Here is a 17,106-nt window from a genome sequence, read left to right on the forward strand (position 1 = left end):
AATAATGAAAAAGAAATTAATAGTCTTGATGGTTTGCCTGCTGCTAGTCGGCACCTCGGCAAGACCTGCGGAAAAAGTTGCGGTATTGCCGATACTGGAAATTGTAAAAGCTGTTACGAAAAAGGTGATTAAAGCCATTGACCTGAGAATCCAGCGGCTACAGAATAAAACGATATGGCTTCAGAATGCACAGAAGCAGGTGGAAAATGTACTTTCCAAATTGAAGCTCGATGAGATCTCGGACTGGACTCAGAAACAGAAAGATCTTTACAAAGGCTACTATGAAGAACTCGCAAAAGTAAAGTCAATTATTACCTACTATCAGAGGATAAGAGAGATTACCAAAAAGCAGACACAGCTTGTTCAGGAATATGAAAGAGCCTGGAATCTTTTCAAACAGGATACCCATTTTAAAGACAGCGAAATCCAGTATATGGAGAGCGTTTATACAGGAATACTCGAGGAAAGTGTGAAGAATATCGACCAGATTTTTTTGATTCTGGATTCTTTTGCCACCCAGATGAGCGATATCAAACGTCTTGAAATCATCAACAAGGCTGCTGATCAGATTGATGGGAACTACGATGACCTTACAATGTTTAACCAGCAGAACATACTGCTGAGTCTTCAGAGGGCCAAAACAGAAGCAGATGTAAACCAAGTGAAACAATTTTACGGAATTCCATAATTCAATAAAAAAAACATGAAAAAGATAGCTGTACTACTAGTAGCGCTCTGTGTTTTTAATCAAAGTATGAGCGGGCAGGCAAAGCAGAGGAAAGAACTAATCCTTCAAATAGCGGCACTTCAGGTTTATATTGACTATGCAAAGAAAGGATATTCGGCAGTATCAAAGGGGCTTAATTTCATAGGTGATGCCAGAAAAGGAGAGCTAAACCTGTACGGTGATTATTTTACCTCACTTTTAAAAATCAATCCAAAGGTTAGGAATTATTATAAAACTGTTGAGATCATTTCCATGCAGTTTAAAATAATAAAACTCTGTAGAAAGACTTTGGCAGATCTTAAGACTGTTGATTTGTTTCATGGTAATGAACTGGACTACATTGAAAGGTCTTTCGAAAAGCTTCTTTGGAGCTGCAACCAGACTCTCGACCAGCTGCTGGTTATTACCACCGATGCAGAATTGGAACTAAAAGATGATCAGAGACTTGAGCGCATTGATCTTCTGCACAAAACTATGCTGGAGGATTATAATTTCTGTCTTTCCTTCAGCAGGGATGCCAGACTGCTGTCGGTTTCAAAATCTGCCGATAAAGAGGATTCTAAAGGATTAAGTGAATTGTACGGATTATAAACTTGCAATGATGAAAAAGATATTATTGTTTATGGCAGTTATCTGCCTATTTCTGACTCCAGTTAAATCAATGGGGCAGTCAGCAGAAATTCAGCAGCTGATTTTGAATATTGAAAAGCTATCCCAGTTCAAGAAAATTCTCAGTGATATGAAAAAGGGATATGAGCTGCTTTCTGGAGGATACAAAACGGTGAAAGATATGACTGAAGGAAACTTCAGCCTTCATAAAACTTTTCTGGACGCACTCATGCAGGTAAGTCCAGCGGTAAAGAATTACAAAAGGGTAGCAGAGATAGTGGAATATCAGATTTCAATAGTAAAGGAAAGCCGCAACGGAATGAACCGATTTATAAAAAGCGGAAATTTCAGCGGACAGGAAATAAATTACTTTGAGAAAGTTTACGGAAACCTGCTTAATCAGAGCCTGCGAAATCTCGATGAACTTACTATGGTCATAACAGCAGATAAGCTCAGGATGTCGGACGACGAAAGACTAAAGGCAGTTGACGATATCTATGAACAGATGCAGGATAAACTGCTTTTTCTCAGAAACTTTAATGCCTCATCTAATGTGCTGGCCCTTCAGAGATCAAAAGAGAAAAATGATGTTTATGTCTCAAAGAGTTTTCAAGAATTTAAAGAGTAGAGTATGAAATGCCTATTAAACAAAAAAGCAGTTTGTGTGATGCTTATCATATTACTCCTTCCTTGCAGAATAATAGCACAGGGACTAGGGGACGAGATGGGTAGTCTTCATGGGGTCTTAGACCAGCTTTATGATGAAATGATGCCGTTGTGTTCTAACCTAATTGCTGTAGGGCAGGGAATAGCAGGCTTTGGAACTATATGGTACATCGCTTCACGCGTGTGGAGACATATTGCAAGTGCCGAGCCCATTGATTTTTATCCGCTCTTCCGTCCCTTTGTTATAGGATTCTGCATTATGATTTTTCCGTCGGTTCTGGCACTTATTAACGGAGTTATGAAACCGACTGTTACAGCTACTGCAGCTATGGTAACAGGCTCTAACAATGCAGTTGCTGTTCTGCTTAAAGAGAAAGAAAAAGCAATTAAAGAAACCGATCCATGGAAGATGTATGTCGGGACTGCAGGCACGGGTGATCGTGACAGATGGTATAAGTATACGCATGACGGTGCTGATCCATCGGATGAGAGCATGCTCGCAGGCATAGGCAATGATGTCAAATTTGCGATGGAAAAAGCTTCTTACAGTTTTCGAAATTCGGTCAAGGAATGGCTGAGCGAGGTGCTGAGGGTTTTGTTTGAAGCTGCCGCCTTATGCATTGACACCCTTCGGACCTTTCAGCTCGTGGTGCTTTCCATTTTAGGTCCGCTGGTATTTGGAATCGCAGTATTTGACGGCTTCCAGCACACGCTCACTGTCTGGCTTGCCCGATATATCAATATTTACCTCTGGCTTCCTGTTGCCAATATATTCGGAAGCATAATCGGAAAGATTCAGGAACTCATGCTCAAGCTGGACCTCTCGCAGGTGCAGGCAACAGGAGACACTTTTTTCAGCAGGACCGATATGTCATATTTAATTTTCATGATAATAGGCATCATAGGATATTTTACCGTGCCTTCTGTTGCCAATTATATTGTTCACGCAGGAGGAGGAGGAGCCCTGGGGCATAAAGTGACAAGCATGTTTGGCAATTCAGCCAATTCTGTTGTGAGAACCTCTTCAAACGCGGTTGGAATGGCTGCTGATGCGATGGGAGATGCGGATCGCAGAATGACCAGCAGCATGGCTGCGACAGCAGGAAGCAGTCCTTATTTTACTGATAAAGGAAACTATATGAATGATAGGCTTAAAGGAAATTCTAAACAGACTTAATAACAGGAGCATATGTTTACCAAAATGAAAAACGTCGATACGGCATTTAGATATGTGAGAGGTTTCACGATGCTTGTAATTGCAGGCTGCATCATAATTAGCTGCTATGCTGTCTATAAAAGTTTCCAGACAGTGAGCCTTATGCAGGATAAAGTATATATTCTGGCAAACGGCAAAGCGCTGGAAGCTTACGCTTCGGAAAGAAAAGATAATATTGCTGTTGAAGCAAGGGACCATGTGAAAACCTTTCACAAGTTTTTCTTTACCCTTGATCCTGATGATAAGGTCATTAAAACCAATATCACAAAAGCGCTGTATCTGGCAGACGACAGTGCAAAACGGATTTATGATGACCTGAAGGAAAACAATTTTTATTCGGGTATTATATCAGGAAATATCAGCCAGACCATCCAGATTGACAGTGTGAGTATTGATATCCGTGAATATCCCTACCGTTTTAGATGTTATGCCGGACAGAACATTATCCGTACTACCAGTATTTTAAAAAGAAGCCTGCTTACGGAAGGTGCGCTTCGCAATGTATCAAGAAGCGATAATAATCCGCATGGTTTTCTTATCGAGCGGTTTAATACGATTGAAAACAAAGATCTTTCCGCAGAAACCAGAAAATAGAGATTTATGAAATCCTTTTTTACAAGACAGACTGAGCCTTTTGTGTATCACAAGTATTATCTGCTATTGCAGAAAAGATGGGCAGAAAAAATGAAGAGAGTCACAGATGGGCTCTCTAAAACAAAACTGATCTGGGGACTTCTATTCTTTACGGTTTTGACATCGGGTTATTTAATTTATAACCTGTATAGGACATTTTATAAACAAGCTGAGGTTTCAACAGCTTCAAAAATTAAGACAATCAATTTAAAAAACTAAAATTATGCAAGAGAAAACATTATCTCCAAAGGAATTTAAAAAGAGAAAGATGCTTTTAATGCTGCCTCTTATAACATTTCCATTTCTCACATTCTTATTTTATTCATTAGGCGGCGGAAGAATGGAATCCAAGATGGCAGGGAACGATGAAAAGAAAGGATTCAATTTTAATCTGCCTCTGCCTAAATTTAAAGAAGATTCAGCACTGGATAAGATGAGCTATTACGATCAGGCGGCAGTTGATTCGATAAAACTGCGAGAGCAGATAAAAAAAGATCCTAACTATATTGATAATAAAGTCTCGGAAGATAAAGCAGATTCTTTTTCCACAAGTGATTTTGAATCCCGCATGCTTCCAAAAAACAGATCGGCTTTTAATTCTGAGTCTTTTCAGGACCGCAATGAACAGAAAGTTTATGAGAAGCTGAGGGCTCTTGAAAAAGTAATCAGCCAGCCTGCTGTCCCTGCTTACGGTCAGGACATGAGGGAATTTGAAAATTACGGCACTTCTGGTGGAGAATCGGAAGAGATTAAAAAACTTGAAGGGCTAATGTCGACGATGAGCACGCCCCAGGAACCTGATCCGGAACTTCAGCAGTTAGGCGGTATGCTGGAAAATATTTTGGATATACAGCATCCGCAGCGCGTGCAGGATAGACTTAAACAGACATCTGAGAGCAAAAAAGGAAAAATATATTCAGTGCAGAAAAAAGAAGCAGAGAATAACATAAGCTCACTTCAGCGGAATGCCGATTTGCAGACCTCTTTCAAAACAAATGAATTTTATTCTCTGGACGAAGCACAGCCTGCTGAAGAAATTCAAAATTCTATTGAAGCAGTTGTGCATCAGACGCAGACTATTGTCAATGGCTCGGTGGTTAAATTAAGACTTACGGATGATATTTTTCTTCAAGGAACAATTATACCCAGAAATACTTTTCTGTATGGTACGGCGGCTTTAAAAGGAGAGAGGCTGGAGGTGAAAATCACAAACATCCAGTACAATAATTCGATATTTCCCGTCGAGCTGACAGTCTATGATATGGACGGGATTGACGGCATCTATATCCCCGGAGCAATTAACAGGGATGTGGCTAAGGCATCAGCGGACAGATCCATTCAGACTCTAGGTCTTACCGGGATTTCGGATTCATGGGGAGCACAGGCCGCTGGTATGGGCATCGAGGCAGCCAAAAGTCTTATGAGCAAAAAGGTAAAACTCATAAAAGTGGTTGTAAAGGCGGGGTATCAGGTACTTCTGTATGATGAAAAACAAAAAAAAATAAAACCTTAAAAGAGAGAAAATATGAAAAGAGCGAATTATTTGTTTTTAATCAGCTTGCTGCTGGTTTGTGCTTCAGTTAATCCACAGTCAAACGCAAGGGAAACTGTCTTTTACGAAGAGCAGTATAAAAATCTACAAATAGGTTTTTCTAAAACCACAAGCATTATTTTTCCTTATACAATCAAGAGCATAGATAAAGGAAGCGCAGAAGTGCTTGTACAGAAAGCAAAAGGAGTTGAGAATATACTACTTGTAAAAGCTGCTAAACAGCATTTTTTCCAGACCAATCTGACAGTTGTAACATCTGATGGGAAATTGTACGTTTTTGTACTGAATTATGACGATTCGTGCCCTGACTTAAATTTTAAGGCTGAAAATGCAGTGGCTGCAAGCAGGGATGTGCTGTTTTCTTTAGAAAACGAAAATCAGAAAAGAACGGAACAATGTGCTTGGGCAGCGTATTCCAAAAAGAAAAAAATCAGTGGCCTAAAAAAATCAAAGTATCAGATCAGACTGGAGGTGAACGGCATCTTTATCCAGCAGAATGTTTTGTATCTGCGTGTTGTTTTTGAAAACAAATCAAAGATTAATTACGATATTGATCAGTTTCGTTTTTTCATCAGGGATAAGAGAAAATCAAAACGAACTGCGTCACAGGAAATTGAATTGGAGCCTTTGTATGCAACTTCATCATCTTCAGTAATTCCTTATAAATCTGAAATAATAAAAGTTTATGCTCTGGAGAAATTTACTATACCTGAGAATAAGTATCTAACGATTCAGATGATTGAAAAAAGCGGCGGAAGACATTTGGAAGTGGATATTAATAATAATCTGACTGATAAGGTAATTCCGATTACAGAATTAAGCAGTGACACTTTTTAAGCTTTAAAATAAATTATGATAATCAATTTAGCTGACACTGAAATGATGCTGTCATTTGCTGAGGAAATGGCTTATAACGGCCATCGATTTGCCGCCTTTAATACCGATGAGGTGACTGATACCGACACAATTGAGTTTTTTAGAAATCCATTGGATGCGAAGGAGTACTGTCTGGTTATGAACAATGATGCGAATTATTTTCAGAGCCTGACGATTGAATCAGTTATCGACGACTTGCGAGCAGTTTTGAATAGCGGGGCAGATACTTCCGAAAATGAAGCAATAGAACTTACTGGATTTGCCAAAAGGGAAATAGATAGGAGAGAAATTTTAGAAAATAATTTAAATGAAAACGCAATGAATGAGAAAAATTTAGAATACCTGAAAGACCAGTTAAAATATACTGGATTTGGAGAAACGTTCGATGCTGAACTGCGAGAGAACATAATGAAGGGAGATAAGGATTTTAAAATTATGCACACCGGCATTATGAACAATGGTCTGCCAAATAAGGATACCTTAACTGTAGAATTAAATTTCAAAAGGTCTGAGCAGACAGATATGTACTTTTTTAATTCCTATCATGTCAATCTTCAGAAAGAAGAAAACAAACCTGGTCTGGAACAGACCTTCTACATCAACAAAGACAGCGCCAGCATTACAATGAAAGAGGCTTATAATTTGATGGAAGGCAGATCTGTCAATAAAGATCTTAAAAACAAAGAAGGGGAGAGCTATAATTGCTGGCTGAAAATCGACTTTAAACAATCTGACAATGGTAATTTTAAGCTGAACCAATACCATCAGAATTATGGGTATGATTTGGAAGCAAGTCTGGCAAAACATTCAATCAAAGAGCTCAATACTCCGCAGTATAAAGAAGACCTTTTAAATTCCCTTAAAAAAGGAAATCTTCAGTCAGCGACTTTTGTTGTCGGCGGTACTGAAAGTAAAATGTTTGTGGAGGCAAATCCTCAGTTCAAGACTGTTAATGTTTACGATGAAAATTTACAAAGAATTAATCATCGAGAGAGCAAGGAAGAAAAAAAGGCTGAATCTCAAAAAGAATCCGTTTCCAAAGATCAAAAACAAAATCCAGATTCAGATGAAGGTGATGCTGGGAGGAAAGATAATAAAGTAAAGAAAAGAAAAACTCCTTCACTTTAAAGTTATGGAAAAATTAAAGCCTTTATCGGATTTTTTCACCGCAATAGAGAATGATTACCGGATTAGTCCGATGCATATTGCCATTTATGCAGCTCTATTACAATTTAGATCCGTTAAGGGCTTCATTAATCCAATTTTTGTCTTTAGCTCGGAGATTATTGTTATTGCTAAAGTTTCTTCAGCAAATACGTATCATAAATGTGTCCAGGAACTTCATCAGTATGGATATATAAAGTATAGACCATCTTTTAAAAAAAATCGTGGAAGTGAAGTATATTTTTTGTTTTCAGCTGACACGGACATCTAAAGATTCTGCAATTAATAATTTTATGAAATTGTACTATGAATGAAATTGTAACCAAGGAAGATCTGAGACAGTTTGGTCTTCTTCTAGTAGATAAAATACAGGCTTTATTTAAAGATAAGGATTCTGGACGGAAAGAAACTTTGGAACCAGAGTGGATTAAAAGCAAGTCTGTGAGAAAACTGCTTGATATTTCAGCAGGTTCAGTACAGAATCTTAGAACAAGCCAAAAAGTCCGTTTCAAAAAAGTGCTTGGGTCGTACTACTATAATAAAGAAGATCTTCAAAAATTATTTGATGATGATAAACACTAAGAGATTAAAAGAAAGCTATATAATGAGTTATCTGTCAATGTATAGTAATGATCCTAAACTAAATGTCTGGCATCTATCAATTTTGACAGCAATACTAGGATTAGGCTATAGGCAGGGCCAAAGAAGAAGGATTAAAGTCAGCCGCAGTAAAATTATGGAGCTGTCACATGTGAATACGCTGCCGACGTATCATAAGTATTTTAAACAGCTTCAGGATTTAGGATACATTAAGTACACCCCATCTTATCATCCAGGATATAAAAGCGAAGTTAAGTTGTGTAAAAGGAGGCTATCTCAAAATATTTGAGATAGCCTCTTTTAATTTTAAATATATTTTGAAATTTATTGATCACGAAGAAATGTTGTATTTCTTTTTGATTGCCTGAATTTCCTTTTCGAGCCTGCTGAGAACCGCCAAATCAGGTTTAGATATTTTGGATCCAGTTTTATTGAGTTTTTTATTGAGAATAGACATTTCACGACCGATTGTAGCCTGCTCAGTTATAGCATATGCCTCAGTCTGTTTTACCGATGCATGACCCAGCAGTTCTTTAACTACATTAATAGGGACGTTGTTATTTAATGTCACAGTGCTTCCAAAAGTACGGCGGGCCATATGCGTGTTTAATGTAAAAGGAAAGCCGCACAAGACTGCCACCTCTTTTAGATACTCATTCATTTTCTGGTTGGATGAAACAGGAAGCACGGTTCCACGCTGGATACACAGCGGGTGCTCTTTATATTTTTCAACTATTTTCAGTGCTTGGGGAAGAAGAGGTACATTAAATGATGAGTTTGTTTTCTGCCTTTCGGACATAATCCATAGATTTCCATCAATGCCTTCTTTGATATCAGTTTTCTTTAATTGATAAGCGTCTATGTAAGCCAGGCCAGTGTAGCATTGGAAGACAAATACATCCCTTACGACATTGAGCCTGTCAGTTGTGAAATAATGACTTTCAAGTTCGTACAATTCCTGTGCGGTGAGTGGTTTTTTTACCAGTTTTGTTTTACGTCCCTTAAAGTTCTTAAATGGGTCCTTGGTGATTAATTCCTTATCAATGGCGCGGATTACAATCTTTTTGAAATTTGCAATATACTTTAGGGTGGTGTTGTTGCTGCAGTCGCGTACAGTTCTAAGGTAAAACTCGAAGTCCTTTACAAACTCAAGATTCAAATCTGCAAATTCAAGATCGTGCTTTTTAAGTTTGAATTTTATAAACGCAGTCAAATGGTTTTTAGTAATGGTAAACCGGTCAAGGGTGCCTTTTGCATAACCTCTTCCCAGAAGCGCCTGCATTTCATCATTATGCTTTTGAAATTCTTCCAACACCTTAATCTTTGGAGCTGTCCTTCCCAGGACCTCGTCCATAATTTTCTCAGCGGTTATAGTTTTACCGCTGTACATCATTTCGGTTTTGATTTCATTGATTTTTAAAGTCAGCGAATCCAGAAAGAAGTTCAGCGACTTAGCATCTTCCTTTGAGCCGACCGCTCTTTCGAACCTTTGATCCCATCGTGTATTATCCCATCTTCTCTTAGTTGAACTTTCCTTGCGGATACCGTCAACAGTTATTCTGAAATATACGATCCATTCTCTACTTTCTATTTTGGGTCTTTTTAAAAAGAATCCCAAACCAAAACTGCTTTCCAACATAATCCTACTTTTTAAATTAATAAATGTAGAATAATATAACTGCCAAATCAAGTCGTTAATCTCGTTAACCCCTATAAATTAAGGAATTTTTGCTGTTTCTGGTGCACTTTTCTGCGCGCCTGAAAGTGCACCGATTCTGCACCTTTAATTTTGTGAGCATTTATAAATATTGAAAACAGGCCTAAAACGAAAAAGACCCGCAAATCGTTGAATTTGCAGGTCTTCAGACATTTTTTGTGACTTTTTAAAAAGATTGAAAACTTAAAGTTTTCCGTCTTTTTGGCCTTTCCGTGGGGAGAGCAGGATTCGAACCTGCGAAGTTCACACAGCAGATTTACAGTCTGCCCTCGTTGGCCGCTTGAGTATCTCCCCGATCTCAGCATTGATGCGCTTTGTTGTTCTAAGCGGTTGCAAATATAGGAACGTTTTTCATGTTTACAAACAAAAAACGAACTTAATTTTAAGTTATTTTAAAGTTATTTTTTAATTCATTGGAATTGAATAAAATAAAAAAATCTCCACTAGGGAGATTTTTTAAGTTTTTTTAAAAAGTAGGATTATTTTGCTAATAATTCTACGATTTTTGCTTTCAATTCAGGACCTCTTAAGTCTTGAGCAACCACTTTTCCTGACGCATCAAGAATAAAAGTTGCCGGAATAGATTGAACTCCGTATTGAGCTGCAATTGGCTCGTCCCAAAATTTTAAGTTCGAAACGTGTGTCCATGTTAAGCCATCTTTTGCGATAGCTTCTGTCCATTTACTTTTTTCTTTATCCAAAGAAACCCCAATAATATTTAAGCCTTTAGAATGTAATTCTTTGTAAATGGCTACAACATTCGGATTTTCTTTTCTGCATGGTCCGCACCATGAAGCCCAAAAGTCAACAATAGTTACTTTTCCTAAGCTTTCCTTAAGCGAAATTACTTTCCCTTCAGGATTGGGTGCAGAAAAATCTGATCTTCATTTAGCGTCACCAACAGGAGGAGCTGTTGCACCAACTGCAGGCATTTTTGCTTGACCAAGTTTTGTTTTAATTTCTTTACCAGGAGCTGTGTTTTTCAAAGACTCATCTAAAGAGTTGTATAAAGCTTCTGCTTTTTTAACATCTGTAGAAGGATCTCCTAACATACCTTGAATAATCAATGCTGAAATATAAGATTTTGGATGACCTTCAGCGTAAGCTAAATATTTCTTTTTAGAATCTGCCTGAACCTCAGTTTGAATTTTCATGTATTGTTTCATCAAACCGTTGATAGTTGCTGTATCTTGAGCTTGTTGAGCTGCCTGCATTTTTTGAGTGTTGTTTTTTTGAAAATCAACTAATGCTTTTTGAGTTTTAGTAAGCTCTTCGTTGAATTTTACATACTCATCATTATTGTAAGTTCCAGAAATTTTAGATTTGTGGATACTGTCTTTATCGATTGCAATTTTAATTTCTCCTGTTTCTAAGATAAAAGGAATTGGCCCGTTTGCACCTTGAAGAATTAAAGTATGAAATGCTGGTTCAGTTACTTTTCCTTTAATTTCAAATTTTCCATTTTCTACTTTTACTGTATCAAGAGCTAATGGCATTTTTGTTGTTGGATCCTGACCTTGAAGAATGATCGTTTTTCCGTTTTCAATTCCAGTTGCAGTTCCTGTAATTAGGTATTCTCCGTCTTTAACTTTGCTGCAAGAAATTATCGCTACAGAAGCGGTAAGTAAAAAAAGTATTTTTTTCATTATAAAAAATTAATTAGTTAATTGATTTGTGCAACAAAAGTATCTAAAAATATAAAACTTAAAGAATTTTGTAACCTAAAATTTTGTTATAGTTTTTTTATGCTTAATTCTCATGTTTTCAGTGTGTTTGCTGGCTAAATTTGACTTAAAACTTTTAATTATATTATTATTTGGAAATAAAACATACAATTTTCTGATTTTTAAGCATAAAAAAAGCATCCTGTTGTCAGAATGCTTTTATAAATATTTGGGTATAAATCTATTCCTGATTTGTTTTCTTTCTCCAGGTAAAAGAGTTTAAAATGTGTCTTTTTGCGAATCTTCCAGGAGAATCAGCGTTTACCATTTTTACGTAAGTTGCTTTAGGAACACTGATGTATTCGTAAACACTTCCGTTAGAAAAATCGATAATTAAACGACCTTCAACAAATTTATAATCGGTAATTGAACAAGTTGAAATCGTTTCAGTATACTCAGGTAAATTTGCTTTAATTGTCTCAGGATTAATACTAACCAAAAAGTGGTAAGCCTCAATAATAGCTTTACTTTTTTCTTCTGCAGCTTTTAAACCAGCATCATCACCTTGAAATTTATCAGGATGAGATTCTTTCATCGCATTACGATAAATGGTTTTCAAATCTTTTAACTCTGCAGTTTTATCAACGTTTAGTAACTTGCGGTATTCAACTATTTTTTTCATAAATAAAAGGTAACTTATTGTCTATTAGTTTGAAATGAGTGTTTTTTACTTCAAAACGACAAATTTTTTGCAAAGGTACACTTTTTTTTAACTTTTTACTTTTGAAGGAAAAAATATTGTAAAAAATTAAGAGTTAGTGTTTAAGTGAGAAATTTTATCGCAAAGGTGCAAAGTTTTTATATATAAATTACCTGTAAACAGCATCCCGAAGCCTCGGGACGCAAAGCTATGTGTTATAACTTTGCGAACTTTGCGAAACCTTTGTGGACTTTGTGGTTAAATTCTCATTTCAAAACCTGAAACCTGAAACAAATAAAACCAGGAACAAAAATTACTTATTTTCCGGCTTATGATTTGCCTTATCAAAGTTTTTGGACTTTTTAGGATATTTATCATAACTAATATCGCTTGGATTTTCAATTACAGATTTAATTGTAATCCAATCACCTACGTTAAAATTAGTATGTGCAATTTTATAATCTAAAAGATATTCACCACAAAAATAATTGTTGTTTTCATCTTTTTCGATGATACCGGTGTAAACTCCTTTTTGGGGCATTTTTTCTTGTGAATCTTTAGACATGACTTTTAAATTTAAAATTAAAGCAGCAAAGTTAATCAATTAATGTTTGTTTTGGGGAGTTCGCAACAATCTCAGTATATTTGCATATGCAAAAAAACTTTAAGCCACATCCTAATTCGTTTAAAAATACATTCTGTGTTTTTCATGAAGTACTTGCAGATGAAATTGAAGGATTAAAAAAACAGTTCGAAAGCAAAGCCGGAAGTACCTATTATTATACCGAAGCCGGAATGTATCGCGTTTCGAATCATTGGGGAAGACTTGCCAACAGTAAATGGCGTTTGGTAGCGCGTGAGCCTGAAACGGAATCAAAAACTAAAATAGGTTTTGCCGCATGGAGTGAATTTTACCCGGATAATGTTGAAGAAAAACTATATTATATAGATACTGATTTTGATAAAAATACCGTAACCTATCAGCATAAAAATAATCCGGATTGGGATAAAAAAGCAATTTTAAGAACGAGTTTCGAAACGACAAAACGCATCAAACAGATTAGAAATCTGCAGCAATTAACTTCCTGGGCTAAACATTTCGATTATGATGATATTGCCGATTTACGAAAGCAAATTATTACCGAATTGATTTACACCGAGAAAACTTTAGAAGAAATTAAAAGAGAAATATAATGGGACGCAACAACGAAAGGAATATCAAAAAACACAACGACAAATTGCACAAAGCCCAAAATAAAGTAAAACAGGCTGAAATTGCACGTAAAGAAAAATTAAAAGAAATTATAAAAAAGTTCAACGAAGACAAAAAAGAAGAATAAAAAAAAAAATGTTGCCACGAATTTCACGAATTAATTTTTAAAATTTGTGTTCAATACAAATTGAAATTAGTGTCAATTCGTGAAATTCGTGGCGAACAAAAACAATAAAATATGAAATTCGAAGATTTAAAAGTAAGAGTGCAGGAGATTATTGATTTGATAGCTGCAAAACAAGAGAGAGAAGCGAATAATAAATTGCTTGAAGTGAGTGATACTTTAGACGAAATGCTGGATCACGCAGAAGAAGATGAAGATTTGAGAGAAATTAGCCGTTATCAGGTTTTATTGAATCAATTGCATGTAAAAATTAACGGCGAAGAGCAGGTTGATGGAGAATAAATGTTTTTGCGATACAGGTTTATTGTTTAAAGATTGCTGCGGATTGTATCTGGAAAACAATCAAAATGCGCCAACAGCTTTAGCGTTAATGCGTTCGAGATATTCGGCATACGCGACTCATAATGCTGATTATCTTTTGGAAACTACTTATGTTTCGGAAAGAAAGTATTATTCAAAAACTGAAATTTTAAAATGGGCAACAAGTAATAAATGGCAAAAATTAGAAATTCTTAGTTCATCAGAAGATACAGTTGAGTTTAAAGCCTATTTTTCAGATGCTAATAATAAGCCTCAAACACATTATGAATTTTCGACTTTTAAATTAGAAAATAATGTTTGGTTTTACGTTGACGGAAAGTTTGAATAATTGCTAAATTTATAAGGGAATTCAACCTCTTTTGTTTGAATATTTTAACTAAAAATTAATAAACGTTTCTTTTTTCGTAATTCTAAAATAGCTTAATTTTAGAATTATGAAAAACGAATTTAAAAAAGGTTTTTATTTTAAGACGTACGAAGCCCCATTTCAGTCTCCGTTTGAAAAGCTTTTTGGAATTTTTAAAGAGCTAATCACCCATACTTCGGGCGATTTTGATGAAGCAATAGACTGGCTTCGGGAGTTGGATAAAGAATATAAACTGACCGACGAAAACTACACAATCGATGATTTTATCGAAGATTTAAAAAAGAAAGGTTACATAAAAGATGAGGTTAAAGAAGATGGAACAGGAGGTTTTGGTATTACTGCTAAAACAGAACGTGCCATTCGACAACAAGCCTTAGATCAGATTTTTGGAAATTTAAAGCGTTCCGGAACAGGAAATCACAAAACTAAGCATGCCGGAAATGGCGATGAACATACAGGAGAATTTCGCGAATTTAATTTTGGCGATGGTTTAGAACGTATTTCATTGACAGAAAGTTTGCGAAATGCACAAGTCAATAATGGAGTTGAAAGTTTCATGTTGACCGAAAATGATTTGGTTGTAGAAGAAACGCAATACAAAGCCCAAATGAGTACGGTTTTGATGATAGACATCAGTCACAGTATGATTTTGTATGGTGAAGACCGAATCACGCCTGCCAAAAAAGTAGCAATGGCTTTGGCCGAATTAATCACAACGCGTTATCCAAAAGATACGCTTGATATTTTGGTTTTTGGAAACGATGCCTGGACGATTCCCATAAAAGATTTACCGTATTTGCAAGTTGGCCCGTATCACACTAATACCGTTGCAGGTTTACAATTGGCGATGGATATTTTGCGCAGAAAACGAAATACAAACAAGCAAATCTTCATGATTACCGACGGAAAACCAAGCTGCGTGCGCGAACGCGATGGTTCTTATTATATGAATAGTAATGGTCTCGACGAATATATTGTAGATAAATGCTACACACAGGCACAGCAAGCCAGAAAACTCCATATCCCGATTACGACTTTTATGATTGCAAACGATCCGTATTTACAGCGTTTTGTAAATCATTTTACAGAAGCCAATCAAGGAAAAGCATTTTATACCGGACTAAAAGGTTTGGGCGAAATGATTTTTGAAGATTATGAAACGAATAGGAAGAAGAGAGTTCGTTAGTTAGGTTTAAAGTTGCAGAGGTTCAAAGGGACAAAGGTTTTTATAGACAACGTAAAAAGATTTAGGTTCAAAGTTGCAGAGGTTCAAAGGAACAAAGGTTTTTATAGACAACAGATATCGTAGAGACGCACAGCAGTGCGTCTCCCGCAAAGTAATGACACAATCCTTTGTCATTAAAACAAATAAATAACAAAAAGACATTTCAATAAAATGAAAATAGAAAACATAAACACATTAGGTCAATTAAAAGCCGCAGGATATAAAACGATAAGTATTAAGGACGAATTGCGAAATAATTTGCGTGAGAAGATAAAATCCGGAGCTCCTGTTTTTGAAGGTGTTCACGGATTCGAAAACACCGTAATTCCGGAGCTGGAGCGTGCTATTTTATCTCGTCATAATATCAATTTATTAGGACTTCGTGGTCAGGCAAAAACACGTTTGGCGCGCAAAATGGTCGAATTGTTAGACGAATATATTCCGTTTGTTTCAGGTTCGGAGATTAATGACGATCCGTTGAATCCAATTTCTCGATTTTCAAAAGATTTAATTGCAGAAAAAGGAGATGAAACGCCAATTTCATGGCTGCACAGAAGCGAACGTTTTTTTGAAAAACTAGCCACGCCGGATGTTACTGTAGCCGATTTAATTGGAGATGTTGACCCAATAAAAGCTGCCAATTTAAAATTATCTTATGCAGATGATCGCGTAATTCATTTCGGAATGATTCCGAGAGCGAATCGTTGCATTTTTGTAATCAACGAATTACCTGATTTACAAGCCAGAATTCAGGTAGCATTATTTAATATTTTGCAGGAAGGCGATATTCAAATTAGAGGTTTTAAATTAAGAATGCCACTTGATATGCAATTTATTTTTACGGCCAATCCCGAAGATTATACCAATCGTGGAAGTATCGTAACGCCTTTAAAGGATAGAATTGGCTCACAAATTCTAACGCATTATCCTGAAAGTGTAGCCATTGCAAGAACAATTACGGAACAGGAATCCAAATTGGATCAAAACCAAAGCGACATTGTTTATGTGCCAGGATTAGCGCGTGATATTTTAGAACAAATTAGTTTTGAAGCCCGCGAAAGCGAATACATCGACAATAAAAGCGGTGTAAGTGCGAGAATGAGTATTACGGCTTTCGAAAACTTAATAAGTACAGCAGAACGCCGCGCTTTAAAAGCCGGAGTTGATAAAACAAATTTACGTTTGTCTGATTTTATCGGAATTATTCCGGCTATTACAGGAAAAGTAGAATTGGTTTACGAAGGAGAGCAGGAGGGAGCAGCGTATGTGGCTCAGAGTTTAATAGGTTCTGCAATTCGAACATTATTCCCGACACTTTTGCCAAAAATAGAAAAGCTCGAAAAACCGGGAGAAAAAACACCATATTCTGATTTGATCGAATGGTTTTTTGCCGAAAGTGGTTTCGAATTATTAGACGATGCTTCGGATGCTGAATATCAGGGAATTTTGGATGAAGTAACTCCGTTAAATATTTTGGTGAAAAAATACCAGCCAGAACTGGATAAAGAAGATATTTATTTCTTCAAAGAATTTATTTTATGGGGATTGGTTGAATATAAAAAATTAAGTAAAGATCGTTTTGCACAAGGACATCAGTTTAAAGATATGTACGGAAGTTATATTAGTAAACTATAGTTTAATATAAATTATAAATTAAGTTACGTCTTATAAA

General features: G+C 36.2%; 21 protein-coding genes and 1 tRNA gene. 16 read left to right on the forward strand and 6 right to left on the reverse strand.

Annotated features, from left to right (window positions below):
* Positions 1-4 precede the first annotated feature (4 nt).
* The 10 genes from RT99_RS14125 to RT99_RS14175 all read left to right on the forward strand — a co-directional run bounded on the left by RT99_RS14125 (position 5) and on the right by RT99_RS14175 (position 8,025).
* Positions 5-688 (forward strand): hypothetical protein, encoded by a 684-nt coding sequence (locus RT99_RS14125; RefSeq protein ID WP_042565384.1) that lies wholly within the window; start codon positions 5-7, stop codon positions 686-688.
* A gap of 15 nt (positions 689-703) precedes the next feature.
* Positions 704-1,318 (forward strand): hypothetical protein, encoded by a 615-nt coding sequence (locus RT99_RS14130; protein ID WP_042565385.1) that lies wholly within the window; start codon positions 704-706, stop codon positions 1,316-1,318.
* A gap of 10 nt (positions 1,319-1,328) precedes the next feature.
* Positions 1,329-1,964 carry a hypothetical protein gene (locus RT99_RS14135; RefSeq protein ID WP_042565386.1) on the forward strand — a complete coding sequence of 212 codons (636 nt, stop codon included), beginning with the start codon at positions 1,329-1,331 and terminating at the stop codon, positions 1,962-1,964.
* Positions 1,965-1,967: 3 nt separating this feature from the next.
* The gene (gene traJ, locus RT99_RS14140) at positions 1,968-3,179 is read left to right on the forward strand and encodes a conjugative transposon protein TraJ (RefSeq protein WP_042565387.1); all 1,212 of its coding nucleotides are present in this window, start codon (positions 1,968-1,970) and stop codon (positions 3,177-3,179) included.
* A 24-nt stretch (positions 3,180-3,203) separates the two neighbouring features.
* Positions 3,204-3,812 carry a conjugative transposon protein TraK gene (traK, locus tag RT99_RS14145; RefSeq protein ID WP_235023051.1) on the forward strand — a complete coding sequence of 203 codons (609 nt, stop codon included), beginning with the start codon at positions 3,204-3,206 and terminating at the stop codon, positions 3,810-3,812.
* Positions 3,813-4,074: 262 nt separating this feature from the next.
* Positions 4,075-5,364: a conjugative transposon protein TraM gene (gene traM / locus RT99_RS14155; protein ID WP_042565390.1), complete on the forward strand. Its 1,290-nt coding sequence runs from the start codon at positions 4,075-4,077 to the stop codon at positions 5,362-5,364.
* A gap of 12 nt (positions 5,365-5,376) precedes the next feature.
* Entirely contained in the window at positions 5,377-6,240 is an 864-nt protein-coding gene (gene traN, locus RT99_RS14160; protein ID WP_042565391.1) for a conjugative transposon protein TraN, read from the forward strand.
* A 15-nt stretch (positions 6,241-6,255) separates the two neighbouring features.
* On the forward strand, positions 6,256-7,407 hold the full coding sequence (locus RT99_RS14165; RefSeq protein WP_052483692.1) for a hypothetical protein: 1,152 nt from the start codon (positions 6,256-6,258) through the stop codon (positions 7,405-7,407).
* 4 nt (positions 7,408-7,411) lie between these two features.
* Positions 7,412-7,714, forward strand: coding sequence for a hypothetical protein (locus RT99_RS25720; RefSeq protein WP_042565392.1), 303 nt, complete (start codon positions 7,412-7,414; stop codon positions 7,712-7,714).
* Between the two features lie 35 nt (positions 7,715-7,749).
* Positions 7,750-8,025 carry a hypothetical protein gene (locus RT99_RS14175; RefSeq protein WP_012026320.1) on the forward strand — a complete coding sequence of 92 codons (276 nt, stop codon included), beginning with the start codon at positions 7,750-7,752 and terminating at the stop codon, positions 8,023-8,025.
* A 349-nt stretch (positions 8,026-8,374) separates the two neighbouring features.
* On the opposite strand, the gene RT99_RS14185 is transcribed toward RT99_RS14175, so the two are convergent.
* From RT99_RS14185 to RT99_RS14210, 6 genes are all read right to left on the reverse strand, one after another.
* The gene (locus tag RT99_RS14185) at positions 8,375-9,682 is read right to left on the reverse strand and encodes a site-specific integrase (protein WP_042565394.1); all 1,308 of its coding nucleotides are present in this window, start codon (positions 9,680-9,682) and stop codon (positions 8,375-8,377) included.
* A 291-nt stretch (positions 9,683-9,973) separates the two neighbouring features.
* A tRNA-Tyr gene (locus RT99_RS14190) sits at positions 9,974-10,054 on the reverse strand.
* A 185-nt stretch (positions 10,055-10,239) separates the two neighbouring features.
* On the reverse strand, positions 10,240-10,605 hold the full coding sequence (locus RT99_RS14195) for a TlpA disulfide reductase family protein (protein ID WP_082036966.1): 366 nt from the start codon (positions 10,603-10,605) through the stop codon (positions 10,240-10,242).
* Between the two features lie 39 nt (positions 10,606-10,644).
* Positions 10,645-11,406: a DUF4369 domain-containing protein gene (locus RT99_RS14200; RefSeq protein WP_042565396.1), complete on the reverse strand. Its 762-nt coding sequence runs from the start codon at positions 11,404-11,406 to the stop codon at positions 10,645-10,647.
* A 259-nt stretch (positions 11,407-11,665) separates the two neighbouring features.
* Complete coding sequence (locus RT99_RS14205; protein WP_026983258.1) at positions 11,666-12,106, reverse strand: KTSC domain-containing protein; 441 nt, start codon at positions 12,104-12,106, stop codon at positions 11,666-11,668.
* Positions 12,107-12,437: 331 nt separating this feature from the next.
* Positions 12,438-12,689: a hypothetical protein gene (locus RT99_RS14210; RefSeq protein ID WP_042565397.1), complete on the reverse strand. Its 252-nt coding sequence runs from the start codon at positions 12,687-12,689 to the stop codon at positions 12,438-12,440.
* 86 nt (positions 12,690-12,775) lie between these two features.
* Here RT99_RS14210 and RT99_RS14215 point away from each other — a divergent pair, with 86 nt between their 5' ends.
* The 6 genes from RT99_RS14215 (at position 12,776) to RT99_RS14235 (ending at position 17,069) form a co-directional block, all read left to right on the forward strand.
* The gene (locus RT99_RS14215) at positions 12,776-13,318 is read left to right on the forward strand and encodes a hypothetical protein (protein WP_042565398.1); all 543 of its coding nucleotides are present in this window, start codon (positions 12,776-12,778) and stop codon (positions 13,316-13,318) included.
* On the forward strand, positions 13,318-13,464 hold the full coding sequence (locus tag RT99_RS25360) for a hypothetical protein (protein WP_089075917.1): 147 nt from the start codon (positions 13,318-13,320) through the stop codon (positions 13,462-13,464). Before RT99_RS14215 ends, RT99_RS25360 begins: the two co-directional genes overlap by 1 nt.
* Positions 13,465-13,575: 111 nt before the next feature.
* A complete protein-coding gene (locus RT99_RS14220) occupies positions 13,576-13,803 on the forward strand; it encodes a hypothetical protein (protein ID WP_042565399.1) in 228 nt (75 codons plus the stop codon).
* The gene (locus tag RT99_RS14225; protein WP_042565400.1) at positions 13,793-14,170 is read left to right on the forward strand and encodes a YchJ family protein; all 378 of its coding nucleotides are present in this window, start codon (positions 13,793-13,795) and stop codon (positions 14,168-14,170) included. The genes RT99_RS14220 and RT99_RS14225 overlap by 11 nt, the downstream gene beginning before the upstream one ends.
* 106 nt (positions 14,171-14,276) lie before the next feature.
* On the forward strand, positions 14,277-15,395 hold the full coding sequence (locus RT99_RS14230; protein WP_042565401.1) for a VWA domain-containing protein: 1,119 nt from the start codon (positions 14,277-14,279) through the stop codon (positions 15,393-15,395).
* Positions 15,396-15,605: 210 nt separating this feature from the next.
* Positions 15,606-17,069, forward strand: coding sequence for an AAA family ATPase (locus RT99_RS14235; protein WP_042565402.1), 1,464 nt, complete (start codon positions 15,606-15,608; stop codon positions 17,067-17,069).
* Positions 17,070-17,106 lie beyond the last annotated feature (37 nt).

This window comes from Flavobacterium sp. MEB061, assembly GCF_000834715.1.
Classification (GTDB): Bacteria; Bacteroidota; Bacteroidia; order Flavobacteriales; family Flavobacteriaceae; genus Flavobacterium; species Flavobacterium pectinovorum.

Coding starts and splice junctions, on each gene's coding strand:
- RT99_RS14125 (WP_042565384.1), top strand. CDS start 5: ATGAAAAAGAAATTAATAGTCTTGATGGTTTGCCTGCTGCTAGTCGGC.
- RT99_RS14130 (WP_042565385.1), top strand. CDS start 704: ATGAAAAAGATAGCTGTACTACTAGTAGCGCTCTGTGTTTTTAATCAA.
- RT99_RS14135 (WP_042565386.1), top strand. CDS start 1,329: ATGAAAAAGATATTATTGTTTATGGCAGTTATCTGCCTATTTCTGACT.
- traJ (WP_042565387.1), top strand. CDS start 1,968: ATGAAATGCCTATTAAACAAAAAAGCAGTTTGTGTGATGCTTATCATA.
- traK (WP_235023051.1), top strand. CDS start 3,204: ATGAAAAACGTCGATACGGCATTTAGATATGTGAGAGGTTTCACGATG.
- traM (WP_042565390.1), top strand. CDS start 4,075: ATGCAAGAGAAAACATTATCTCCAAAGGAATTTAAAAAGAGAAAGATG.
- traN (WP_042565391.1), top strand. CDS start 5,377: ATGAAAAGAGCGAATTATTTGTTTTTAATCAGCTTGCTGCTGGTTTGT.
- RT99_RS14165 (WP_052483692.1), top strand. CDS start 6,256: ATGATAATCAATTTAGCTGACACTGAAATGATGCTGTCATTTGCTGAG.
- RT99_RS25720 (WP_042565392.1), top strand. CDS start 7,412: ATGGAAAAATTAAAGCCTTTATCGGATTTTTTCACCGCAATAGAGAAT.
- RT99_RS14175 (WP_012026320.1), top strand. CDS start 7,750: ATGAATGAAATTGTAACCAAGGAAGATCTGAGACAGTTTGGTCTTCTT.
- RT99_RS14185 (WP_042565394.1), bottom strand. CDS start 9,682: ATGTTGGAAAGCAGTTTTGGTTTGGGATTCTTTTTAAAAAGACCCAAA.
- RT99_RS14200 (WP_042565396.1), bottom strand. CDS start 11,406: ATGAAAAAAATACTTTTTTTACTTACCGCTTCTGTAGCGATAATTTCT.
- RT99_RS14205 (WP_026983258.1), bottom strand. CDS start 12,106: ATGAAAAAAATAGTTGAATACCGCAAGTTACTAAACGTTGATAAAACT.
- RT99_RS14210 (WP_042565397.1), bottom strand. CDS start 12,689: ATGTCTAAAGATTCACAAGAAAAAATGCCCCAAAAAGGAGTTTACACC.
- RT99_RS14215 (WP_042565398.1), top strand. CDS start 12,776: ATGCAAAAAAACTTTAAGCCACATCCTAATTCGTTTAAAAATACATTC.
- RT99_RS25360 (WP_089075917.1), top strand. CDS start 13,318: ATGGGACGCAACAACGAAAGGAATATCAAAAAACACAACGACAAATTG.
- RT99_RS14220 (WP_042565399.1), top strand. CDS start 13,576: ATGAAATTCGAAGATTTAAAAGTAAGAGTGCAGGAGATTATTGATTTG.
- RT99_RS14225 (WP_042565400.1), top strand. CDS start 13,793: ATGGAGAATAAATGTTTTTGCGATACAGGTTTATTGTTTAAAGATTGC.
- RT99_RS14230 (WP_042565401.1), top strand. CDS start 14,277: ATGAAAAACGAATTTAAAAAAGGTTTTTATTTTAAGACGTACGAAGCC.
- RT99_RS14235 (WP_042565402.1), top strand. CDS start 15,606: ATGAAAATAGAAAACATAAACACATTAGGTCAATTAAAAGCCGCAGGA.